Origin of the sequence: Pacificitalea manganoxidans (assembly GCF_002504165.1) — a bacterium.
GTDB classification, from domain to species: domain Bacteria; phylum Pseudomonadota; class Alphaproteobacteria; order Rhodobacterales; family Rhodobacteraceae; genus Pacificitalea; species Pacificitalea manganoxidans.
Genome location: NZ_CP021404.1, coordinates 771,899 through 793,514, shown reverse-complemented (window position 1 = coordinate 793,514; position 21,616 = coordinate 771,899). Strand labels below are relative to the sequence as shown.

The following is a 21,616-nucleotide window of genomic DNA, read 5'->3' as shown; positions in this document are numbered from 1 at the left end:
TTGCAACGGACCCATGCGGGCAGGCGGAAGTTGACCGGGATGTGCGGGGCAGCCCCCGCCCGCCGTTAGTTTTTCTCGGTCAGGTCATCGCATTCGTAGGGAATGAACGCGTCCTCGGTCTTGACCGAGCGGTTCAGGTGAGAATGCGGCTCCGCCAGATAGACGGGGTCGGTGATCGTGTATTCCTGCACCAGTTCACCGGCGTCATCGATGTAGAAAACTTCGGTGATTTCCATCTGATCACTATGCGGCACGGAGCGGGTGGACCGTCCGCCGATGGCTTCTAGAAAGCCGGGTTTGAAGCCTTTGGTCTGCACCGTCAGCTTCCCGTCGTTCCATGTGCCGACAGAATAGCCGGTGACGCTGGGCTCGATCGTGTCGGGGAAACTGCCGTCGATATGGATCGTGCGCACCACATCCATAAAGCCATAGGTGATTTTAACCTCCTCGGCGGATTGCTCGATCTTGTTGATCATCTGATCGAAGCGGTAGTCGAGAATGATGTTCGTCGGCTGGCAATGGAAACGCGGGTTGTCGTCGGGTTCCCAATCATCGGCGGCCTCCACGGCGGCATCGGTCAGCACATAGTCCGGCGCGGGTCCGGCATAGGCCAGCGGCGGGCCATCGGCGACCGGCTCGGACCAGTTGCCGGACAGATCGGGCATATCCGGGTCCGGGGTCGCTGCGGGGGCGGGCACGCCCTCCTCGGCTGCTTGCTCCTCGCTGTCCTCCGGCTCCACGAACGTGCCGTCCTCGGTGACAGAGCCATAGCGCGTCAGCATGCGGCCATCCTCGAAGGTGACGGTCTCTGCGTAGCAGGTCAGCGGATCGCGCCGATCCGGCGAGCCGTTGAACGTCACGGTCGAGCCGATCGGGAACATATCCGGCGACCAGCCCTGCCGTTTCAGCAGACTGCCCGACCGCAGTTCGCAGCGGTGATTTTCAACTTCTCCGGTATCGCTGACGGCATCGAAATAAACGTAGGAATGCGGGTTAACAAAGCGGACGCGGGTCACGGTGCCGGTCACTTCGACCTTCTGATCCAGATCGAACTGCCCGCTCACACCGTGATGTGCAAACGCCGCAGCCGGCGGCAATGCAATGGCCAGTGCCGTGCTCATGGCAAGGCTGGCTGCAAGATTTTTCAATTTCATTTCAATCTCCTCCACAAACGCAATTGCCCCGATTGTCCTCGTGGCGCCGGGGGAACCACGCGCAGGAGTTTCGCTGAAAGCGCCCCTACGTCAACACATAAAAATAGATATTTCCGATTCAAGCAAAATAATATCGTTTTTAATTTGCGGCGGAATATGCAGGCAGTTTCAACCGAAGATGCAGCTTCACCGCCATTTCCCTGCACTACCTGCGCGGGAATTCCGTTTTCAGAAACGACATCAGACCGATCACGCCAAGGTATAGCAAACCCAGCCCAACCCCCGTTTCCAGCGCTTGATAGACCCAGCCCCGCACCGCGCCCGTATGGACCGGCGCGACCGCGTTCCATGCGCGCTCCCCCGGCGGCAGATGCCTGCCATCGATGCGCAGGTCCATGTAGCCCTCTGCGGCGGTGATCTGGACCTGTCCGCTGCCCGCATCGGTCCAATCGCCACTATTGCGCAGCTGAATCACGATCTCGCTTTGTCCGGTGGGCCAGATCGCGGCGGCCAGCACCGCGCCGGGGAACACATCCGCCGCGCGGCGAAACACGTTGGGCCATGTCGCCTGCGCCGCGCCTTCCAGCATATCGACGCCATCCCCGAACGTGTCGCCGTAATCGGGCGCGTTCTCATAGGTCCAGCCGATACTCCGCTGGGCCGTTTGGGGAAAGGACAGCGCAACCCCGGTCACGATGATCCCGGCGATGGGCAAGGACAGGACGATCCCGACATTGCGGTGACTGCGGCGCAGGGCCTGCAGGGTCGCGACGCGGGGCACCACACCTTTGCGCCATGACCCACGGGCGGGCCAGAAGGCGATGCACCCGGCGACAATGGTCATCAGCGTCAAAAGCCCGCCGACCCCCACGACATACAGCCCGGCCCTGCCACCGAGCAGCCGATGATGCGCATCGACAAGCCAGTCGTCCCAGCGCCCGTTCGGACCCCATACCCCCACAAGCTCCCCGTTCGCGGCGATGAAGGCGGTGCGCTGATCGCGCAGGGTGACCTCGCTGATCCCGAAAGCAAGGTCACCGAACGTGACCTGCGCAATGCCATCCGCGCCGAATGCCTGTTCGGCCGCGAGCGCCACACGGGCTGCCGATCCCGCTGTGCCGTCAAAGCCTGTGGCCGCCTGCGGATAGATCAGCCGATTGATCGGCGCCTGCCAGAGCAGCACCACGCCCGACAGGCTGACCACGATGACAAGCAGCGACAGGACCGCCCCGGTCCATCGGTGCACGGCCCGCGCGCCTTTAACAAATGTCGTCACTGCTGTCCCCCCGGATGCCGCAGCCCGGTATGGCCCGCCGCTTCCGCGGATATGCCCGAGCAGAGGTCGGATCGTCCAGCAGGATGCGCGCGGCGCAGGTCTGCGCGCGTTATCGGATTTCGTTGATGTAGCAGTGATCGTCGGTCAGGGCCGCATGGCGCATCGCCACCAGCGGGCGGTTGTTGGAATCGTAGGAGACTTCCTCGATGTCCAGCAGCGCACGGGGCGTATCGAGCGGCAGATCGAAATATTTCAGATCTTCGGGGCTGGCGAGCCGCGCCACCAGTTTTTCGCGGATCGCGGCCAGACGCAGACCGTGATGTTCCAGCAGCCATTTGTAGATCAGTGTCGGCATCTCTTCGATCGTCACCGGGAAGTCCGGCGCCAGCGACAAGGGCAGCGTCACCCGGTCGATCATCACCGGGCGGTCATCGACCCACCGCAGACGATGCATATAGACCACAGGCGCACGCGCGGGCAGTTCCAGCTTTTCCGCCTCGTCCTGCGTGGCGTTGCGATGGCAGGCGTCGACCATCACGGTGCGGCTGCTGGCCAGCCGCCCTTCGATCGTGTGCAGGCGGTAGTATTTGTAAAATTGCGACATCGAATGATGCGGCGTGCGCCCGGTCACCACTGTGCCTGTCTTGCGACGGCGCATGATGACCCCCGACGCGGTCAGGGCCGCCATCGCGCGGCGGATCGTGCCGTAGGACACCCCGAATTGTTTGGCCAGTTCCGTCTCGGGCGGCAGCACATAGCCTTCGGCCCAAGTGCCCAGAATGATGTGGCTCAGGATGCGCTCCTGCACCTGTTCATGCAGGGGCTTGCGCACGAGGTCGGCGGTCAGCGCGTCCGATTTTTGCAGGTCGAGCGCGTCAGACATGAGTAACTCCTGTTCACGTTGCGCTTAATATTTCCTCAAAAACCACACTTGCCAAGAATCGTCTAGTCGTATTTCTATATAGGTATGATAAAAGACGCCGCCCCTGCTGATTTCGTAGTCGACCCTGCGCCGGATGCCGAAGAGATGGTCGCCGTGCTGCGCGAATTGATCGCCTGCCCGACGCCGATGCCGCCGGGCGATGGCTACGCAGATTTTGCGGATCTGCTGGAAAATCTGTTCGCGCCGCTGGGCGGCACGGCGGAGCGGGTGAGTGTCCCGCAGGCGCTTTGGGATGGGCCGAACCTGTCTGGCGAGCGGATCAACCTGATCCTGCGGCCCGACATACCCGGCATGTCCGACGACCTGCCCGAAGCCATGATCTACTTTCACACCGATACGGCCCCCGTGGGCGATGGGTGGACCGTTCCTGCTGACACACTGACGCGGGATGGTGACCGGCTTCTGGGCCGCGGCACCGCCGATATGAAGGGCACTATCGCCGCCGTGCGCGATGCGCTGCTGCGGCTGACGCGGACGCAGACACCGCTGGCCTTCCGCCCGGTGCTGGCGTTTTGCACGGATGAGGAAGGCGGCCGCTATCCGGGCATTCGTCATCTTGCCGAAACGCGCCTGCTGCCAGAGGTGTTGCTGAACCTGAACGGCTCCGCCGAACCGCGGATCTGGGCGGGCTGCGTCGGGTCTCTGGACCTGACGCTGACGGTGACCGGACGGGCCAGCCATTCCGGCGAGGCCGATCGCGGTATCAATGCCGCCGAAGCGCTGCTGCCTGCACTGGTGGCGCTGAACAATCTGAAAGCGACGGTCGAGACCCGAACCACCGCCCTGCCCCCGCCGCCATGGTCTAACGGGCCGCTGCGCGCGCGGCTGAACCTGACGGCGGTTCACGCGGGCGACAAAGGCTCCGCCCTACCGGGATTGGCGCAGGCCACGCTGAACCGCCGCTATCTGGCGGAAGAGACCGAAGACGATGTTCTGGCTGAGATCCGCGCAGCCGTGACCCAAGCGATGCAAGGCACCGCCGCGCTGGATTGGGATTTGCAGGTCACCGGCCACCTGCCCCCCGTGAACGACCCCGACGGCCCCGCCACCGACCGTTGGACACAGGCCCGCGCACAGGCGTTCAGCCTGCCTGAAGCGGCGTTCCTGCGCTACGGCTCCGGCACCTCGTCGGATTTCGGTTGGGTCCAGAAGGCCGGGCTGAAGCACATGCTGCTTGGCGGCCTGTCGCGCCCGGACCGCAATGTGCACGGGCCGGATGAATTTACCACGGTTGAGGATCTTCGCGGCTTGTCGGACGCGATTTTCCTGTTCCTCGCCGAAGGATGCGCGCCGCAGGGCGCCAGAGAGCCCGGCAAAGTTCCAACAGAAGGACCAACTCAATGACCTTTACCCTCGATCGGCGCGCCTTTCTGCGCACCGCCGCTGCCACCGGCGGCCTGATGACCCTGCCCGGCCTTGTGTCGATGGCACAGGCGCAGGACATCACGCCCGGTGGCACGCTGCGCGTGGCCCTCAACATCACGCCCTCGGTGCTGAACCCGATGCTGCTGCGGCTCAATTCCGAATATCTGCTGGCCGAAATGCTTTATTCCGGTCTGACGATGCTCACCCCCGAGATGACCGCCGCGCCGGATCTGGCCACCGAATGGAGCGCGAGCGAGGACGCCACCGAATGGCGCTTCACCCTGCGCGAAGGCGTCACCTTCTCGAATGGCGCGCCGCTGACCTCCGCCGATGTGGTTGCCTCCTTCACCAAGCTGCTGGACCCCGAAACCGCCGCGCCGGGCAGCCGCAACCTTGGCCCGATTTCCGAAGTGGTGGCCGATGGCGATTACGCGGTCATCATCCGCACCGCGACGCCCTATGCCGACCTGCCCGTGGCACTGACCTATCCCACGGCCAAGATCGTCCCCACCTCGATCATCGAAAGCGATTTCGACAGTCTCGGCCAGACGCCCGTTGGCTCCGGTCCGTTCCGCTTGGCCGAATTCATCGCAGATGACCGCGCCATCGTGGAAAAGAACCCCGACTACTATGTCGAGGGCCAGCCCTATCTGGACCGGGTCGAAGTGCGCACTTTCCCCGACGCCGCCGGCGCAGCCGCCGCGATGCTGGCTGGCGAAATTGATCTGCTGACCGAAATTCAGCCCACCGACTACGCCCGCATTGCGGATGGCGACGGGATCGAAGGCATGCGCACCCCGTCGGGCCGGTTCCTCGATGTGGTGATGGATTGCACCGTCGCGCCGTTCAACGACCCCAAGGTGCGCGAGGCGCTGTCCTGCTGCGTCGACCGCGAAGCAATGGTCGAACTGGTCGCCGAAGGCTACGGCACGCCGGGCAATGACAGCCCCGTCAACGCGTCCTACGCCTATTTCTCGGACGCCCCGCTGAAGCAATACGACCCCGAGAAATCGAAAGCCCTGCTGGCCGAGGCCGGACACCCCGACGGCATCGAGATCGACCTTATCGCATCGGTGAAGCCCGACTACCGCTCCGCGATGGCCGTGGTTCTGCGCGAAATGGCCAAGCCCGGCGGCTGGACCATCAACGTCAAGACGATGGACCACCCCAGCTACCTCGATCAGGTCTGGAAAAAGGGCGCATTCTACGTCGGTTACTACAACATGCAGCCGACCGAAGGCACGATCTTCAACCTGCTGTTCACCTCGGATGCCAGCTGGAACGAAACCCGCTGGAACAACGCCGAATTCGACGCGCTGGTCGCCAAGGCCGATGCCACGACCGACCCTGCCGTCCGGGCCGAGCTTTATGCCGAAGCACAAAAGCTGATGCGCGAGGAAGTGCCCGCGCTGGTGCCATGCTTCTTCGATCTGCTGGGCGCGCGGGCCGAGAAGGTCATGAATTACGAGCAGAACCCCCGCGGCGCCAATTACGCGCTGCATAAGGTCTGGCTCGGATCGGGCAGCTAAACGCCGCCTGACAGCGGCGGTCGCGCAGCCTCCCCGGCGCGACCGCCACCAATTTCCCTATTCTGCGGAGCCCCGACATGTCGGCCAGTTTCCTGTTGCGTCGTCTCGCCTATCTGGCGCTGACCGCATTCCTTGTTTCGCTGATCGTCTTCGGCGTGACGCAGCTTCTGCCCGCGAACGCCGCGACGATGATCTTGGGCGAATATGCGACCCCCGAGGCGCTGGCGGCGCTGAACCAGCGGCTGGGTCTCGACCAGCCTGCGATCGTTCAATACGGCACGTGGCTGGGCAATGCGCTGCAGGGGGATTTTGGAACCTCGCTGCGCACAAGCCAACCCGTCGGCCCCAGCATCATGGCGGCCTTCGGACGCTCAGCCATTCTGGCGGCGCTATCGCTGGCTGTGGTCTGCGTGATCGCGATCCCGCTGGGGGTCATCGCGGGCACCCGGCGCGGCGGACCGGCTGATCTTGGCCTGTCGGTGGTCAGTTATCTGGGGGTGTCGCTGCCGGAATTCGTGCTGGCGACCCTGCTTCTCGCATGGCTTGCCGGGCCGTCCGTGGGCCTGTTCCCGGCATCGGGCTACACGCCGTTCTCCGAAGACCCGATCGACGCGCTGCGCCACATGGCCCTGCCGGTCATCACACTTGCGGTGATCCTGACCGCCCATATCAGCCGGATGGTCCGGTCCGAAATGGTCGACACGCTGCAAAGCGATTTCGTCCGCGCCGCCCGTCTGCGCGGTCTGGCCAAGCGGCAGGTGATCTACAACCACGCGCTGCGCAATTCCATGCTCCCTGCCATCACCGTCATCGCGCTGGATGTGGGCTACCTGATCGGCGGCGTCATCGTCGTCGAAGAGGTGTTCGCCTTTCCCGGCATCGGGCGGCAGCTGATTCTCGCGATCCAGAACCGCGACCTGCCGATGCTTCAGGCGGGCGCGCTGATCATGGCGCTCACCTATGCGCTGGCCAACCTTGCGGCCGACCTTGCCTATGCCGCGCTCGACAAGAGGATCCAGTACAAATGAAGACTGTTCGAGCCCTGCTTCGCAACCCGCAGGGCGCGGTCGGGCTGGCGCTTTGCACGCTGGTTCTGTTCGCCGCCCTGTTCGGCCCCGCCCTTGCCCCCAATGACCCCGAGACGTTCCACTTCGGCGCCCGCTTTGCCGGGCCAAGCGTGGAATTCCCGCTTGGCACCGACTGGTATGGCCGCGACCTGCTGAGCCGGGTTCTGGTGGGGGCGCGCTCCACCGTGCTACTGGCCCTACTCGCCACCGTCATCGGCACCGTGGCCGGGGCGCTGATCGGGATCGTGTCCGGTTATCTGGGCGGCGTAATGGACGAAATGCTGATGCGCCTGACGGACGCGGTCATGGCGATCCCGTCGCTTCTGTTCGCGCTGATGATCCTTGCCGCGCTCGGCTCGTCTGCACTGAACGCGGTGCTGGCCATCGGCATCGCCTTTGCCCCCGGCATGGCGCGGATCGCGCGGTCGGTCACGCTTCAGGTGCGCAGCCTCGATTACGTCGCCGCCGCCAAGGCACGCGGCGAAAGCCTGCCGTGGATCGTCGGCGCCGAAATCCTGCCCAACACCATCGCCCCCGTCATCGTCGAAGGCACGATCCGCGTCGCGTTCGCCATCATGACGCTCGCCACGCTGTCCTTCCTCGGGCTGGGCGCACAGCCGCCCTCCCCGGAATGGGGCCTGATGATCGCCGAGGCGCGCGACCACCTGTTCCGCAGCCCGTGGCCCGTGGCCGTGCCCGGCGCCGCCATCGCCCTTGTCGCCATCGGCTTCAACCTGCTGGGCGACGGGCTGCGCGATGTGCTGAACCCCAAGACCGGAGATCACGCATGACCCCTGTCCTTAGCCTGCGCGACTATGCGCTGCATTATGACACGTTCACGGGGCCGGTGCGCATCCTCGACGATATCTCGCTCGATATCGCACGGGGGGAGGTGCTGGGTCTGGTGGGCGAAAGCGGCTCCGCCAAATCCTCGCTCGCCAATGCGGTGATCCGCGACCTGCCCGGCCGGGTCCATGACGAACACGGCGCGATCAAGCTGACCGGCGAGGACATCACCACCCTGCCGCAACCGGCGCTCGAAGCGCTGCGCGGTCGGCGCATCGCGATGGTGTTTCAGAACGCCGCGACCACGCTGGACCCGGTGCAGACGCTGGGCGATCACCTGCTAGAAACGCTGGGGCGGCATACCAAGCTCGACCCCACCGCCCGCCGCGCCCGTGCGATCGAATTGCTGGACATGGTCGGGCTGCCTGATCCGGAGGCGATGCTGGGCCGCTACCCGCACGAGGTTTCGGGCGGCGAGAAACAGCGCGTCGTGCTGGCGCTGGCCTTTGGTTGCGAGCCAGAACTGATCCTGTTCGATGAACCGACCTCGGCACTGGATGCCACCACGGCGGCGACGCTGCTCGACCTGTTCCGGGAACTTCAGGCCCGGACCGGCGTGTCGGCGCTGTTCATCAGCCACGATCTGGGCACTGTCGCCGAAATCGCTCACCGCGTAGCCGTGATCTATGGCGGGCGGATCGTCGAAGAAGGCCCGACCGAGACCATCTTTGCCGCCCCCCAACACCCCTACACGCAGGCGTTGATGGCCAGTCTGCCGCGCCCTTCGGATGGAAAGCAGGCACGCGGGCTTGCCACCAGCGGCGCCCGTCCCGCGCCGCGCCGCGGGGAAATGCCGCCATGCCTGTTCTCCGCCTCCTGCCCGCATCACCTGCCTGAGGTCTGCGATGCCCAAAGGGTCCGCCCCGTCGATATCGGCGACCGCCAGATCGCCTGTGCCCGTGTTGCGCGCGGCGAAACGCTGCCCGCGCCAAAGGCCCCCGCGCCACTGCTGTCTCCGCGCACCACCGATGTGGTGATCGAGGCGCGGGATCTGTCCGTCACCTATGGCCGCCGGTCGCTAACCGACATTCTGCGCGGGCGCGACGGCAACCATGTGCGCGCGGTGCGCGACGTGAACTTCCGCCTGCACCGGGGGGAAACGCTGGCGCTGGTGGGCGAGTCTGGCTGCGGCAAATCCTCGCTCGCGCGGGCGCTGTCGGGGCTGCGCGGTTTCACCGGCGAAACGCGTCTGGGCGGCAGGCCCACCGCGCCCGACAGCGCTGCTTGGCGTGCCCGTGTCCAGACGATTTTCCAGAACCCCGACAGTTCGCTGAACCCGCGCCATTCGCTGGCGACGATCCTTGCCCGTCCGCTGCGCCTGTTTCGCCCGGACCTGCCCCGCGCCGAGCGCGCGGCTGAAATCGGGCGCTTGCTGGAACGGGTGCATCTGCCCGCAGACTATGCCAACCGCTATCCGCATCAGCTGTCCGGCGGGGAAAAACAGCGCGTGGCCATTGCCCGCGCCCTTGCCGCGCAACCGGACGTGATCGTCTGCGACGAAATCACCTCGGGGCTCGATGCGGCGGTGCAGGCGGCCATCGTGCGGCTGCTCCGCGACATCCAGACCTCCACCGGGGCCGCGCTGGTGTTCATCACCCATGATCTGGGCATCCTGCGCCACGTCGCGGACCGGGTCGCGGTCATGTATCTGGGCGAGATGGTCGAGACGTGTGAGATCGCCGCGCTCGATGCCGCGCCGTGGCATCCCTATACCGAAGCGCTGCTGTCCTCGTCCCACTCCGTTGATCCCGGCAGCGACACGCGCCGGGTGCGGCTGCAGGGCAGCCTGCCCAAGCGCACCGAGGATCTGCCCGGCTGCCCGTTCGCCAGCCGCTGCCCCCGCCATATCGGCCCGGAATGCGACACCATCCGCCCGCCTCTGCGTGCGCCTGAACCGGGCCACGAGATCCTTTGCCACCTCTCCGACGCCGCGCTGAACGCCGTGCCGCCGATCTGGCAGTTCAAGACATCCGATACGACAAGGACGACCGCATGACCCCCGAAGACCTGATCGCCTCTATCGACGAGTCCGCCTGCTTTGCCCGGCTCGCGGACATGGTGCAGCACCAAAGCTATTCCGAAACCGATGGGGAGCGGGCGCTGGCCGAGCATATGCACGGCATTTTGGAGGGCCTCGGGCTGGAAGCGATGCTTCAGCCGGTCGAGGGCCAGCGGGTCAATGCCATCGGCACGCTCAAGGGCACAGGCGGCGGGCAGAGCCTGCTGTTTAACGGCCATCTCGACACCAACCCCGTCACCACCGGCTGGACCGTCGATCCCTGGGGCGGGGTGATCGACGATGAGTTCATCTACGGCATTGGCGTGTCCAACATGAAGGCAGGCGACGCCGCCTATCTCTGCGCGGTGGAAACGATCCTGAAAGCCGGCCTGCGGCCCAAGGGCGATGTGATCCTGTCCTTTGTCATTGGCGAGTTGCAGGGCGGGATCGGCACGGTGCGAATGCTGGAACAGGGCGTGCGCGCCGATTACTTCGTCAATTCCGAGCCGACCGACATTCAGGCCATGACCCTGCATTCGGGCGCGTTCTCCTACCAGATCGACCTGACCGGCAGCACCCGCCATGTCTCCAAACGGGCCGAGGCCTGCGATGCCCTTGCCGCCGCCGCAGCGCTGGTGCCGCGCATCAATGCCATGACCTTTACCGGGGCCGAAACCCCCGATCACCGGGCGGTCAACCGGGCGCATGTGGGCGTCATGCGCGCGGGTCTGGGCGATGAGTTTCATGAATGGCGCCCGCCGCAGGTGGCAGACCGCGCCCGGCTGCTGGGCACCTGCCGCTACGCGCCGTCGCAAAGCATCGAGACGGTGCTGGAGGACATGCGCGTCGTGCTGCGCGCGCTGGAGCTGGAATTCCCCGGCCTGCAATGGTCGCTCGACAGCTACGACCAGCGCAAGAACAAGCCGCAGATGCCGCCGTTCGAGGTGTCCCGCGACAGCCCAATTGTGAAGGCCGTCAACGCCGCCTACCAGACGGTGCGCGGCGTGCCGCAACCCACCGGGCCGGTCGCGCCGTCGTGTTTCTTTGGCACCGATGCCGCCCACCTTGCCGCTGCCGGGATGGAAGGGATCGTCTGCGGGCCGGGCGGTGAATTCAATACCATGCCCGATGAACGGGTGCGCAAGAGCCAGTTCCTCGACTGCGTCAAGATCTACATCCTGACCATCGCTGAAATCTGCGGTCTGGAACCGGCTGCATGACCACGATCCCGGCCCCTTTCGCCGCCCGTGTCGAAGCCTTGCGCGCCGCCATGCGGCAGGCGGGGGCCGGGGTGTTCCTGTGCGATCACGCGGAGCTGCTGCACTGGCTTACCGGCTTCACCATCTCGGAAACCTTCTATCGCGCCTGTGTGCTGCCGCTAGAAGGCGATCCGGTCTGGATCCTGCGCGCCATCGACGAGGTGCCCTGCCGCGCCGCCACATGGGTGCCGCAGGTCGAAACCTATGCCGATCACGAAGACGCCCACGCCTGTGTCGGCGGGGTGCTGCAAAAGCTGAGCGCGGGACAGGGCGGCCTAAGGATCGCCGCGGATTTCACCTCCTTCGGGTTCACCGTTCACACCCGCGACCGGCTGGCCGGGATGCTGCCGGACGCCGAATGGGTCAACCTGCACGAAATCTCGAACCGCATCCGCGATGTGAAGGACGCGGGGGAGATTGACCTTATCGCGCAGGCGGCGGGCATTGCCGACGGAGCGATGGCGGCTATCGCGGCGGGGGTCGCACCGGGCCTGCGGGCGCGGGACGCGTCGGCCATCGGGGCGCAGTTCTACTTGCAAAACGGCGCGGATGATTACTGGGTCGGCCCGATCTCCATCGCGCGGCGCGCCGCGCAGGGCAAAGGCCACGGCATGGGTTTCCTGCATGCCACCTTCACCGAGGATCAACTGGGCGCGGGCGACATCCTGCATGTGGAACTGGTGCCGCGCGTGCGGCTGTATTCCGCGCGATTCATGCGGTCGATCAGCCTAGGCGCTCCGGCGGCGGAGGATGTCGAAGTGATGGACCGGATGGCGCAGCTTCAGGACGCGCAATTCGCCGCGATCCGCCCCGGCGTGCCCGCGGCCGAGGCCGACGCTGTCCTGCGCGATGGCATGCTGCGCGAAGGGCTGCGCGAAACCTATCCCAATATCACCGGCTATCAGCTTGGCATCTACGCCAAGACACCGCGCTCCTCCGAAACGATGGTCAGCCTGCATCCCGGCGCCGACTGGCACTTCCGCGAAGGACAGGTGTTGCACCTCTACACGACCGCGCGCGGGCTCGCGTTATCCGAAACCGTCGTGGTCACTGCGGAGGGGTGCCGCCGCCTGACGCAGACCGACCGGCGCATCCTGATCGCAGGGCGCTGACCGAACCGGCCCGCTTAGGATCGCGCAGGCAGCCCTGCCGCCGACCGCCACGTCCCGCTCAGCGCGCGCAGTAAAGCCGGTGCAGGGTTTCCAGAACGGCGGCCACCTCGGCCCCCTTGATGCGGTAGTAGATCGTCTGCCCGGCACGGCGGCCTTCGACAAGGTCGGCTTTGCGCAGGCGGGTCAGTTGTTGCGACATGGTCGGTTGCGACACACCACAGGCCTGCGCCAGATCCCCGACCGACCGCTCCCCTTCCGCAAGACGGCACAAGATCTGAAGCCGCGCTTCGGAAGCCAGCATCTTCATCAGGGTCGCGGCGGCGGTGATATCGCCGTCGAGGAAGTCATCGGAGTTTTTCATATGCCGACCATTGAATATTCAGAAAAGCAAATATATTCACTTTCAGACCCAACGCAAGCAGGGTGATCCGGTGCGCCCGGGCGCCCGCCCCCGGAGGCTGAGATGGAAACCGAATTCACCCCGTGGCTGTCGCTGTTTGGCGGCATGATGATCGGCGCGGCAGCGGTGCTGCTGATGGCTACGAATGGCCGCATCGCGGGGATCAGCGGCCTGACATCCCGCGTTTTTGCCCGCAGCACCGATGGCGAGGCGCGCGGCGTGTCGGCCCTGTTCGTTCTGGGCCTGCTGCTGGCCGCGCCGCTATGGCTGATCGTCTCGGGCGCGTGGCCGCAGCAATGGGTGCCGTCCAGCCCGGTTCTGATGGCCGTGGCGGGGGCGCTTGTCGGCTTTGGCGCGGTGTTTGGCAATGGCTGCACGTCCGGTCATGGGGTTTGCGGCATTTCGCGCGGGTCGATGCGATCGATCGTGGCCACCACGACCTTCATGGCGACCGCGATTGCGACCGTGCTCGTCACCCGCCATGTGATCGGAGCCTGACGATGAAACAATTGTTCGCGCTGCTCTCCGGCCTTCTGTTTGGCTTGGGCCTGATTGTTTCAGGCATGTCCGATCCGGCCAAAGTCCTGAATTTCCTTGATCTGTTCGGCACATGGGATCCCAGCCTCGCCTTTGTCATGGGCGGTGCGATCCTTGTGACCGCGCCGGGCTTTGCGTGGATCACGCGCAGCCGGACGCGGCCGTTCTTCGACCGTGAATTTCGCCTGCCCACCCGGCAGGATCTGGATGCGAAATTGCTCGGCGGTGCGGCGATTTTTGGCATCGGCTGGGGGCTGGGCGGGTTCTGTCCCGGCCCTGCCCTGACCGCGCTCCCCATCGCCGCAAGCGGCACGCTGATCTTTGTGCCCTTCATGCTGGCCGGAATGTGGCTGGCCCGACATGCCGATGATCTGATGACCCCCAACTCGAAAGGAACGACCTGATGAGCGACGATCCCTTCAACACACCCGTTGTCCGCCATTCGCCCTCCACCGGGGCGGGCAGTCCCGATGTCTGGGGCATCTATGAACCCGACACCGGCTCGATCCAGTATATCTGCGCCGATCCCGCCACCAAAAAGGCCGCGTTGATTGATGTGGTGTGGAACTTCGACCCGAAGAACTACCGCTTTTCGACCGAAAGCATGGATCAGGTCATGGATCTGGTCGCGGAACACGGGCTGGAGGTGCAATGGGTTCTCGACACTCACCCCCATGCCGACCACGTCATGGCCTCCGCCCACCTGAAGGAGCGCACCGGCGCCCCCAATGCCATCGGCGCGCTTGTGCCCGACATCGCGCAGATCTGGGCCGATCTCTACAATCTGCATGACGTGTTCGATCCAGCGCGGGATTTCGATCGCCTGTTCAAGGAAGGCGAAACCTTTGCCTTGGGCGATCTGGAGATGCGGGTGATGCTGTCGCCGGGCCACACGCTGGGCTCGATCACCTATGTCTGCGGCGACGCGGCTTTCGTGCATGACACGTTCATGCAGCCCGATGCCGGCACGTCGCGGTCGGATTTTCCGGGCGGCACGACGGCGGAACTGTGGGACTCGTTGCAAGACATCCTCGCCCTGCCCGGCGACACCCGGCTGTTCGTCGGCCATGACTACGGCACCGACGACCGCGACACGCCGCAATGGGAGGCCACGGTGGCCGAGCACAAGGCCAACAATATCCATGTGAAAGACGGCACCAAGCGCGAGGATTACATCCAGCGCCGACAGAAGCGGGACGCGACGCTGGCCCTGCCCGACCGCATCCTTGCCGCGTTACAGATCAACCTGCGCGGCGGCCGCCTGCCCCCGGCCGAAGACGATGGCGGACATTACCTGAAGCTGCCGGTCAATAAGTTCGACTGAGGTATAAGACCGGTCCGGGGTGCCAACGGTGCGCCCAGGACCGCCCTTATCACGCGGCGATCGAGGGCTTGGCCGCACCCGCCAGCCCCGCGTGAAGCGTGCTGATCTGCAACGCGGCGCCGGCGGCCTCCGCGCCCTTCTTTACGAAATGCTCGGTAAAGAAACCCACATGCTCCGCCGTAGGCTGAAAATGATGCGGGGTCAGCGACACTGACAGCACCGGCACGCCGGTCTGCATCTGCGCCTCCATCAGCCCGCTGACTACGGCCTGCGCTACGAAGTCGTGGCGATAGATACCTCCATCGACCACCAGCGCCGCCGCGACGACGGCATCGTAGCGTCCGGTTTCGGCCAGTTTGCGGGCCAGCAGCGGCATCTCGAACGCGCCGGGCACGTCATAGACCGTCACTGTCGCGTCGCTGCCTTGGTCCGTCAGATGCTGCCGGAACCCGGCCAGCGCCTGATCCACGATATCGGCATGCCAGCCCGCCTTGATAAAGGCGAATTCAGGGGATTTTGTCATAGCTCAAGATCCTTTCCACATGACAAGATCCCAGAGCGCAGAGGGCCTTCGGCCGCTTATGCCGAACACCCATTCTCTCCCATCCGGACTATGACCGTCGGCCCCGGAATTTCACCGGTGTCTGCTGACCCACCCCAAAGGATGGCGCTCGCGGGCTATAACCGCCGGTGGGGAATTTCACCCCGCCCTGAGAATGGCACCTTTGTTAAAGCATGCGGCGTGCTGGGTCAAAGCTGATATGGCGCGGGGTTCAGACATCAAACGCCAGCCGGAAGCCGTGATGGGTCGTGGTGCTGTCCGGGGAGTTGCCCGACCGCGCCGCGATGCGGTAACGCCAGCAATAGCTTGCGTGACACAGGAACGAGCCGCCCTTGGACAGCTTATAGCCCTTCATTTGCGCCATGCGCGCCTGCACCGCCCGCTTGACGGAGCGGATGCGGAACGGCTCCGCCGTCCATTCCCAGACATTGCCGACCATGTTGTAAAACCCGTAGCCATTGGGCGCGAAGGCGCGCGCAGGCGCGGTTGTCGCATAGCCATCGAGCCCAAGGTTCCGAGCCGGGAAATCCCCCTGCCAGATGTTGCAGGGCTGGAAGTCACGGTCATCAGGGTCGGTGTCCCCCCACGGGTAGGCCACATCCCCCAGCCCGCCGCGCGCGGCGTGTTCCCACTCCGCTTCGCTCGGCAACCGGCCCCCGGCCCAATGGGCAAAGGCGCGGGCATCGTTCCATGACACATGCACCACCGGGTGGTCGGGATGCCATGCCTCGGCGGTGTCGGGACCGTTGATGTTGCGCCAGTCGGCCCCATCCACCCGGCGCCACCATTCCACACCGACCACCCCGTGCGGGGCATCGACATGGGGCGGCACCTGCGCCCAGAACACAAACGACCAGCCGAACCTCTCGGCCTCTGTCCGGTAGCCCGTCGCGTCGATGAACGCGGCGAAATCGGCATTGGTGACGGTGGTCGGGCTCAGCAGATAGGGTTTGAGCGTGACCCGCCGCAGAGGGCTTTCGCCATCCTGCGGCAGACGCGGCGTGGCGGTGCCGACAAGCGCCCGGCCACCCTCAACCCGTAGCGCGCTGGCGCGGAGGGGATGGGGGGCGGCGGTCGCCCGGTCCGGCATGGGGGGAATGGCAGGCGCGGCGGCCTGCCGGGATGCCGGCGCGCAGCATCCCCCGGTGGGGCCGTCCGTATGATCGTCACTCCGTTCCATATGTCCGTGCCCCCGTCCTGCGCGATGGCGTCTTTATGCGCGGATCACCGACGCTTGCCAAACAGATCGCTCCAGGGCCGGGATCAGGCGCGGATCGCCGCCCCGGTATCGGCGTCGAAGACATGCAGCTGCGCGGGGTTGAGGCGGATCGTCACTGCGTCACCTTTCACCGGATGGGCAAGACCGCCGACACGGGCCAACAGCCGCGCCTGCCCAATGCCAAGGCTCAGCAGCGCATCCGCGCCCAGCAATTCATCCAACAGCACCTCGGCGCGGTAGCCAGCCTCGCCCGCGCCCGCGCCCCCATCCGCCGAAACCTCGATATGCTCGGGACGCACGCCAAGTCGCACATGCTGCCGCGCGCCCGCATCGACCGGCAGGCTCGCCAGAACCATGCTGCCGCAATCGCTGATCCAGCGCCCGGTATCGTCCCGCCGCAGATCGAGGAAGTTCATCGCCGGGCTGCCCACGAACCCCGCCACGAATTCATTCGCCGGACGGTCATAGACCTCGCGCGGGGTGCCCACCTGCGCCACGACGCCGCCATTCATGATGACGATCCGATCGGCAAGGGTCATGGCCTCCACCTGATCGTGGGTCACATAGACCGAGGTCGCCCCAAGCCGCGCATGCAGTTCCTGCAATTCCATCCGCATCTTGACCCGCAGCTTCGCATCGAGGTTCGACAGCGGCTCATCGAACAGAAACACGCTCGGCGTCCGCACGATGGCCCGGCCAATGGCGACGCGCTGCCGCTGCCCGCCCGACAAGGCCGCAGGTTTGCGGTTCAGATAATCGGTCAGCCCCAGCATTTCGGCGGTGCGCCCGACCCGGTCCCGGATTTCGGCGGCGTCGACCTTCTGCAGCTTTAGCGCCATGGCCATGTTGTCGAACACCGTCTTGTGCGGGTAGAGCGCGTAGTTCTGAAACACCATTGCTACGCCGCGATCCTTTGGATCGACATCATTCATGCGTTTGCCGCCGATCAGCAGATCGCCCCGTGTGATGCTTTCCAGCCCCGCGATCATGCGCAGCGTTGTCGACTTGCCGCAGCCCGACGGCCCCAGCAGCACCAGAAACTCGCCCTCCCGAATGGTCAGATCGAATTGCTGCACGGCCTCGACGGCGCCATAGGATTTGCCGATACGGTCCAGTTTTACTTCGGTCATGGTCAGGGGTCTCACTTACCTGCGCCTGCGGTCAGCCCGCCGACGATCTGTTTCTGGAAGATGGCGGTGATGACGAGGATCGGCACGATGGCGAGCACCGTCGCAGTCGAAATCGTCTCCCACGGGAAGGCATATTCACCCGGATAGAGCGAGATCCCGACCGGGGCGGTGCGCATGGCGTTCTGCGTCATCAGCACCAGCGCCAGTGGAAACTCGTTCCACGAGAAGATGAACACGATCAGCCCGGTCGCCACGAAGCCCGGCCACGACAGCGGAATGACGATCGACCAGAAGATCCGGAACACGCCCATGCCATCCATGCGCGCGGCCTCCTCGATTTCGCCGGGGAGGGTCGCGAAATAGCTGGCCAGCATCCACACGGTGAAGGGCAGGAACAGCCCCGTATGCGCGATGATGAGGCCGGTATAGGTGTTCAGCAGGCCAAGGCTGAGGAAGTTCTGGAACAGCGACGGCAGCAGCGACACCGGCGGAAACATCGACACCGCAAGGATCAGCACCATCAGCACCCCGGCCCGGCGCATGCCCAGCCGCGACAGGGCGTAGCCCGCCATACCGCCGAAGGTCAGCGCCAGCACGGTGCAGCCCAGCGCCACGATGAAGCTGTTGACGACGTAAAGCAGCAGCTCCGGAGAATTGGTAAAGATGTTGATGTAGTTCTTGAGCGTGAAGGGCTGCGGGATGTATTGCGGCGGCCACGCATAGATGCCTTCGGTCGTTTTCAGCGAGGTCAGGATCAGCCAGATGATCGGCAGGAACGACACCACGACCGACAGGATGACCAAGGCGTAAAGTCCGAAACGGGGGCGAGTTTTCATGCGCTCAGTCCTTGTTCCGCAGGGTGAGGATGTAGAGCAGGCTCATCGCAAAGATGACGAGGAACTGCACAACCACGATGGCCGCGCCATAGTTGAACTCGATGAAGTCGAAGATCACCTTATAGGCATAGAGCGACAGACTTTCGGTCGCCGTGACCGGCCCGCCATCCGTCAGGTTGAACGGCAACTCGAAGGTGCGCAGCGCATCCATCGACCGCACGATCAGCGCGACGAGGATCGGCCCCTTCAGCAGCGGCAGGGTGATGACGCGAAATTCCTGCCAGCGGGTCATCCCATCCATGCGCCCCGCTTCGTAAAGCTCGCGCGGGATGGATTGCAGCCCCGCCAGAATGATCAGCGCCATGAACGACGATGTTTTCCATACGGCGACCACAACCATCGACCCCATCGCAAGCGTTTCGTCGCCCAGCCAGTTGATGGGCCGGTCCACCAGCCCGCTTTGCAATGCGGCGGCGTTGAACAGGCCGTAGTCGGTATTATACATCCAGCGCCACATCAGCGTGTTCAGCGCGGTGGGCAGCGCCCATGGGAACAGCACGGCCAGCCGTGCGATGCCCTTGAATTTGAAATGCTCGTTCATCAGAACGGCAAGCCCGATGCCCATCGCCAATTCCAGCGGGATCGACAGGCCGGTGAACAGCAGCGTCACCCAGAGCGAATTCCAGAACCGTTCGCTTTGCGCCAGCGCGGCGTAATGCTTCAGCCCGACGAACTGATAGGGCTCGGAGCCGTCGATGCTGGACTGGCCAAAGCTCAACATGATGGATTGCAGGATCGGATAGACGAGGATCGCGATGATCACGAGCATGGTCGGCGTGATAAAGGCGATGCCGGTCAGGTGCCTGCGCCTGTCGAGCGGGGAGGTGATGCTGTTCATGGGTCCACCGTTTGGGTGTAAGCGGTCAGCCCGGCGGCCAGATGCCGCCGGGAGATCGAGAAATGCGCGAACGGGTCGGGTCAGTCGGCCAGCAGGGCCTCAAGCTCCGCCTGCGCGTCGTTCAGCGCCTCTTCCACCGTCTTTTGCTGGTGCAGGGCGTTGGTGATTTCGAGCTGCATGATCTCGGACACGCGGGGGTAGTCGCTGCCGGTTCCAGCCGACGGGCGCACCACGCCGAAGTCGTAGTTCTTGCCGAACTTCGCCAGCGTCTCGTTCCCGGCCATCGCCTCGTCATCATAGACGGCCTGAATGGTGGGGGCCCGGTTGTCTTCGACCGCTGCGGTCAGCTGCTGCTCCTTGGCGGTGAAATCAGCAAGGAAATCCGCCGCGGCTTCTTTGTTTTCGCTGTTGGGATTGATGCCCAGGAACCAGCCGCCCATCGTGGTCGAATTCGCGTCCTCGTGGCCTTCGAAATAGGGCACGCGGGTGAAATCGAACTTCCCGGCGACGGGGCTGTTTTCCGCGCTGAGCGGCGCATAGACGAAATCCTGAACCATCAGGAACGCGGCGCGGCCCTGCTGAAACAGCGTGCGCGCATCGTCGGGACGGGCGTTAAGGATGGAATCGGGTGCCATGCGGTGCTCGTGCAGCAGGTCTACCATGAACTGCGTCGCCTCGATATTGGCGGGCGAGTTCACCGCGACATTGCCCTCGGCATCGTAGAAGCCGCCGCCATTGCCATTGGCAAAGGCCAGCCAGTTCATGAACAGGCCTTCGATCTTTGCCCACATGGACACAAAGCCATAGAACTGCGGGTTGGCCTCCCCTTCGGTGATGGTGTTCGAGGCCGCGACCACGTCTTCCCATGTCTGCGGCACGTCGAGGCCGTATTTCTCCAGCAGGTCGGAGCGGTAGAAGAAATGGATGCCATCGGCGTAAAGCGGCAAGGCATGCACTTTGTCATCCACGGTGGAGGCTGCCAGCAGCGAGGGGTTGAACGCGCCGATGGTTTCCTCGTCGAGCAGACCGTTGAGCGGCTCCAGCCAACCGCGCTGCGCGAACTCGCCAGCCCAGATCACATCGACCGCGAAAATATCGGGCGTCGGGCTCTGCGCGGTCAGGCTGGTGACGTAAAGTTTGCGCGTCTCGCCCGGAACGTCCGAGACCTTGTTCCACTCGATGCTGACATCGGGGTGCATTTCTTCGTAGCGGGCAAGGTTGCGATCAACCGCCGGGCCGTAGCCGCGCGATCCGATCGACAGGACAAGCTCCGCCGAGAACGCGGGCATCGCCGTCAGCGCCACCGCCGTGGCCAGTGCTGGTATCGTGAACTTCATGGTATCCTCCCTGTTAAACCTTCGCGCGGATCAGCCGGTTTGGGCCGGGTCTGAAAACGCGCTCTCAATCTTGGATTTCCGGGCCATAAGATGGGCCCGCACATTCGCGACGTGCTGTGCCTCCTCGCGCAGCGGCGTCGCGGCTTCGGCCACGGTGAGCAGGCACACCATCTTGCCATCCGATCCGTGGATCGCGACGCAGTAGCGGCGGGTGCCCTTGGCGTTGCCCATCATGTCATATTGCATGTCGTCGGGATCGACCGCTGCGATCATCTCCCGCGCTTCGGCCCAGTCGAGCGACCGCCGGTCGACGCCGGGCGTGTAGAACGCGCCCGTATCCCACGATTTCTCCAGCACCTCGAAGGACCGATGGGCCAGTGCCAGCCGCGAAATGCTGTCAAGCTCGTAGGCCCCGCGGGTAAAACCCGGATAGGCACGCAGCCGGATTGCCTGCTTGGGATGCTGCTGCACAATGTGCCACAGCATGTTGTGCCCGCTCAGAACCACGATCTCGGCGGCGGATGTCAGGCACTCGCTCAGATCCGCGCAGGCATCGGCCAGTTCCTTGGGATCGAACCCCGGACAATGCAGACGCCGCTCAAAGCTAAAGTTTGCGAGAATGCGCCGCCCTGCCCCGCGATGCACCAGCCCCAGATCCTGAAGCTCGGTCAGGATGCGATAGCCCGTGGATACGGGCAGGCCCGCACGGTCGACCACTTCCTGCGCGGTCAATTCTCCCCCGTCCGGTCCGCTGAGGACTTCGAGGATCGCGACCACTCTGCTTGAGGCTCCAGACATTCTTGATTCCTATATTTAGTTTTGT

21 protein-coding genes and 1 riboswitch are annotated in these 21,616 nt (G+C 64.6%); of the genes, 10 read left to right on the top strand and 11 right to left on the bottom strand.

All coding sequences use genetic code 11. The features are described 5' to 3' along the window. Nucleotides 1-65: 65 nt before the first annotated feature. The 3 genes from CBW24_RS03650 to CBW24_RS03640 form a co-directional block, all read right to left on the bottom strand. Complete coding sequence (locus CBW24_RS03650) at nt 66-1,154, bottom strand: DUF6152 family protein (protein ID WP_097372713.1); 1,089 nt, start codon at nt 1,152-1,154, stop codon at nt 66-68. A gap of 205 nt (nt 1,155-1,359) precedes the next feature. Continuing rightward, on the bottom strand, nt 1,360-2,430 hold the full coding sequence (locus CBW24_RS03645; protein WP_157773038.1) for a PepSY-associated TM helix domain-containing protein: 1,071 nt from the start codon (nt 2,428-2,430) through the stop codon (nt 1,360-1,362). A 109-nt stretch (nt 2,431-2,539) separates the two neighbouring features. Further along, complete coding sequence (locus tag CBW24_RS03640; RefSeq protein WP_097372711.1) at nt 2,540-3,313, bottom strand: GntR family transcriptional regulator; 774 nt, start codon at nt 3,311-3,313, stop codon at nt 2,540-2,542. A gap of 84 nt (nt 3,314-3,397) precedes the next feature. Here CBW24_RS03640 and CBW24_RS03635 point away from each other — a divergent pair, with 84 nt between their 5' ends. The 7 genes from CBW24_RS03635 to CBW24_RS03605 all read left to right on the top strand — a co-directional run bounded on the left by CBW24_RS03635 (nt 3,398) and on the right by CBW24_RS03605 (nt 12,550). Further along, entirely contained in the window at nt 3,398-4,717 is a 1,320-nt protein-coding gene (locus tag CBW24_RS03635; RefSeq protein ID WP_198405225.1) for a M20 family metallopeptidase, read from the top strand. Further along, nucleotides 4,714-6,267, top strand: a complete 1,554-nt coding sequence (locus CBW24_RS03630; protein ID WP_097372710.1) for an ABC transporter substrate-binding protein — start codon at nt 4,714-4,716, stop codon at nt 6,265-6,267. The genes CBW24_RS03635 and CBW24_RS03630 overlap by 4 nt, the downstream gene beginning before the upstream one ends. A 77-nt stretch (nt 6,268-6,344) precedes the next feature. Then, nucleotides 6,345-7,295 (top strand): ABC transporter permease, encoded by a 951-nt coding sequence (locus CBW24_RS03625; protein ID WP_088663381.1) that lies wholly within the window; start codon nt 6,345-6,347, stop codon nt 7,293-7,295. Beyond that, nucleotides 7,292-8,125 (top strand): ABC transporter permease, encoded by an 834-nt coding sequence (locus CBW24_RS03620; protein WP_097372709.1) that lies wholly within the window; start codon nt 7,292-7,294, stop codon nt 8,123-8,125. The genes CBW24_RS03625 and CBW24_RS03620 overlap by 4 nt, the downstream gene beginning before the upstream one ends. Beyond that, nucleotides 8,122-10,176, top strand: a complete 2,055-nt coding sequence (locus CBW24_RS03615) for a dipeptide ABC transporter ATP-binding protein (RefSeq protein ID WP_097372708.1) — start codon at nt 8,122-8,124, stop codon at nt 10,174-10,176. The genes CBW24_RS03620 and CBW24_RS03615 overlap by 4 nt, the downstream gene beginning before the upstream one ends. Continuing rightward, entirely contained in the window at nt 10,173-11,399 is a 1,227-nt protein-coding gene (locus CBW24_RS03610; RefSeq protein WP_097372707.1) for a M20 family metallopeptidase, read from the top strand. The genes CBW24_RS03615 and CBW24_RS03610 overlap by 4 nt, the downstream gene beginning before the upstream one ends. Continuing rightward, the gene (locus CBW24_RS03605; protein WP_097372706.1) at nt 11,396-12,550 is read left to right on the top strand and encodes a M24 family metallopeptidase; all 1,155 of its coding nucleotides are present in this window, start codon (nt 11,396-11,398) and stop codon (nt 12,548-12,550) included. Before CBW24_RS03610 ends, CBW24_RS03605 begins: the two co-directional genes overlap by 4 nt. Before the next feature lie 58 nt (nt 12,551-12,608). On the opposite strand, the gene CBW24_RS03600 is transcribed toward CBW24_RS03605, so the two are convergent. Beyond that, nucleotides 12,609-12,911 (bottom strand): ArsR/SmtB family transcription factor, encoded by a 303-nt coding sequence (locus CBW24_RS03600; protein WP_088663386.1) that lies wholly within the window; start codon nt 12,909-12,911, stop codon nt 12,609-12,611. Between the two features lie 102 nt (nt 12,912-13,013). On the opposite strand from CBW24_RS03600, the gene CBW24_RS03595 reads away from it, so the two are divergent. The 3 genes from CBW24_RS03595 to CBW24_RS03585 are packed head-to-tail and all read left to right on the top strand — an operon-like array spanning nt 13,014 to nt 14,811. Beyond that, on the top strand, nt 13,014-13,448 hold the full coding sequence (locus tag CBW24_RS03595; protein ID WP_097372705.1) for a YeeE/YedE family protein: 435 nt from the start codon (nt 13,014-13,016) through the stop codon (nt 13,446-13,448). A gap of 2 nt (nt 13,449-13,450) precedes the next feature. Next, complete coding sequence (locus tag CBW24_RS03590) at nt 13,451-13,891, top strand: YeeE/YedE family protein (protein ID WP_097372704.1); 441 nt, start codon at nt 13,451-13,453, stop codon at nt 13,889-13,891. Further along, complete coding sequence (locus tag CBW24_RS03585) at nt 13,891-14,811, top strand: MBL fold metallo-hydrolase (RefSeq protein WP_097372703.1); 921 nt, start codon at nt 13,891-13,893, stop codon at nt 14,809-14,811. The genes CBW24_RS03590 and CBW24_RS03585 overlap by 1 nt, the downstream gene beginning before the upstream one ends. Nucleotides 14,812-14,860: 49 nt before the next feature. Here the strand turns inward: CBW24_RS03585 and CBW24_RS03580 are convergent, their stop codons facing one another. From CBW24_RS03580 to CBW24_RS03550, 7 genes are all read right to left on the bottom strand, one after another. Next, a complete protein-coding gene (locus CBW24_RS03580; protein WP_097372702.1) occupies nt 14,861-15,334 on the bottom strand; it encodes a 6,7-dimethyl-8-ribityllumazine synthase in 474 nt (157 codons plus the stop codon). A gap of 67 nt (nt 15,335-15,401) precedes the next feature. Then, nucleotides 15,402-15,533: riboswitch (FMN riboswitch) on the bottom strand. Nucleotides 15,534-15,584: 51 nt separating this feature from the next. Next, the gene (locus tag CBW24_RS03575) at nt 15,585-16,553 is read right to left on the bottom strand and encodes a formylglycine-generating enzyme family protein (protein WP_232530082.1); all 969 of its coding nucleotides are present in this window, start codon (nt 16,551-16,553) and stop codon (nt 15,585-15,587) included. Between the two features lie 83 nt (nt 16,554-16,636). Continuing rightward, on the bottom strand, nt 16,637-17,722 hold the full coding sequence (locus tag CBW24_RS03570; RefSeq protein ID WP_097372701.1) for an ABC transporter ATP-binding protein: 1,086 nt from the start codon (nt 17,720-17,722) through the stop codon (nt 16,637-16,639). An 11-nt stretch (nt 17,723-17,733) separates the two neighbouring features. Beyond that, a complete protein-coding gene (locus CBW24_RS03565) occupies nt 17,734-18,558 on the bottom strand; it encodes a carbohydrate ABC transporter permease (RefSeq protein WP_088663392.1) in 825 nt (274 codons plus the stop codon). 4 nt (nt 18,559-18,562) lie between these two features. Then, nucleotides 18,563-19,456: a carbohydrate ABC transporter permease gene (locus CBW24_RS03560; RefSeq protein ID WP_088663393.1), complete on the bottom strand. Its 894-nt coding sequence runs from the start codon at nt 19,454-19,456 to the stop codon at nt 18,563-18,565. An 80-nt stretch (nt 19,457-19,536) separates the two neighbouring features. Continuing rightward, nucleotides 19,537-20,793 (bottom strand): ABC transporter substrate-binding protein, encoded by a 1,257-nt coding sequence (locus tag CBW24_RS03555; protein ID WP_088663394.1) that lies wholly within the window; start codon nt 20,791-20,793, stop codon nt 19,537-19,539. A gap of 30 nt (nt 20,794-20,823) precedes the next feature. Further along, on the bottom strand, nt 20,824-21,591 hold the full coding sequence (locus CBW24_RS03550) for a helix-turn-helix domain-containing protein (protein WP_097372700.1): 768 nt from the start codon (nt 21,589-21,591) through the stop codon (nt 20,824-20,826). Nucleotides 21,592-21,616 lie beyond the last annotated feature (25 nt).

Bases quoted from the DNA above. Each gene is read 5' to 3' on its own strand.
- CBW24_RS03565 (WP_088663392.1), bottom strand. From the start codon at position 18,558: ATGAAAACTCGCCCCCGTTTCGGACTTTACGCCTTGGTCATCCTGTCG.
- CBW24_RS03585 (WP_097372703.1), top strand. From the start codon at position 13,891: ATGAGCGACGATCCCTTCAACACACCCGTTGTCCGCCATTCGCCCTCC.
- CBW24_RS03600 (WP_088663386.1), bottom strand. From the start codon at position 12,911: ATGAAAAACTCCGATGACTTCCTCGACGGCGATATCACCGCCGCCGCG.
- CBW24_RS03590 (WP_097372704.1), top strand. From the start codon at position 13,451: ATGAAACAATTGTTCGCGCTGCTCTCCGGCCTTCTGTTTGGCTTGGGC.
- CBW24_RS03610 (WP_097372707.1), top strand. From the start codon at position 10,173: ATGACCCCCGAAGACCTGATCGCCTCTATCGACGAGTCCGCCTGCTTT.
- CBW24_RS03550 (WP_097372700.1), bottom strand. From the start codon at position 21,591: ATGTCTGGAGCCTCAAGCAGAGTGGTCGCGATCCTCGAAGTCCTCAGC.
- CBW24_RS03625 (WP_088663381.1), top strand. From the start codon at position 6,345: ATGTCGGCCAGTTTCCTGTTGCGTCGTCTCGCCTATCTGGCGCTGACC.
- CBW24_RS03650 (WP_097372713.1), bottom strand. From the start codon at position 1,154: ATGAAATTGAAAAATCTTGCAGCCAGCCTTGCCATGAGCACGGCACTG.
- CBW24_RS03580 (WP_097372702.1), bottom strand. From the start codon at position 15,334: ATGACAAAATCCCCTGAATTCGCCTTTATCAAGGCGGGCTGGCATGCC.
- CBW24_RS03555 (WP_088663394.1), bottom strand. From the start codon at position 20,793: ATGAAGTTCACGATACCAGCACTGGCCACGGCGGTGGCGCTGACGGCG.
- CBW24_RS03620 (WP_097372709.1), top strand. From the start codon at position 7,292: ATGAAGACTGTTCGAGCCCTGCTTCGCAACCCGCAGGGCGCGGTCGGG.
- CBW24_RS03595 (WP_097372705.1), top strand. From the start codon at position 13,014: ATGGAAACCGAATTCACCCCGTGGCTGTCGCTGTTTGGCGGCATGATG.
- CBW24_RS03605 (WP_097372706.1), top strand. From the start codon at position 11,396: ATGACCACGATCCCGGCCCCTTTCGCCGCCCGTGTCGAAGCCTTGCGC.
- CBW24_RS03615 (WP_097372708.1), top strand. From the start codon at position 8,122: ATGACCCCTGTCCTTAGCCTGCGCGACTATGCGCTGCATTATGACACG.
- CBW24_RS03630 (WP_097372710.1), top strand. From the start codon at position 4,714: ATGACCTTTACCCTCGATCGGCGCGCCTTTCTGCGCACCGCCGCTGCC.
- CBW24_RS03570 (WP_097372701.1), bottom strand. From the start codon at position 17,722: ATGACCGAAGTAAAACTGGACCGTATCGGCAAATCCTATGGCGCCGTC.
- CBW24_RS03560 (WP_088663393.1), bottom strand. From the start codon at position 19,456: ATGAACAGCATCACCTCCCCGCTCGACAGGCGCAGGCACCTGACCGGC.
- CBW24_RS03640 (WP_097372711.1), bottom strand. From the start codon at position 3,313: ATGTCTGACGCGCTCGACCTGCAAAAATCGGACGCGCTGACCGCCGAC.
- CBW24_RS03575 (WP_232530082.1), bottom strand. From the start codon at position 16,553: ATGGAACGGAGTGACGATCATACGGACGGCCCCACCGGGGGATGCTGC.
- CBW24_RS03635 (WP_198405225.1), top strand. From the start codon at position 3,398: ATGATAAAAGACGCCGCCCCTGCTGATTTCGTAGTCGACCCTGCGCCG.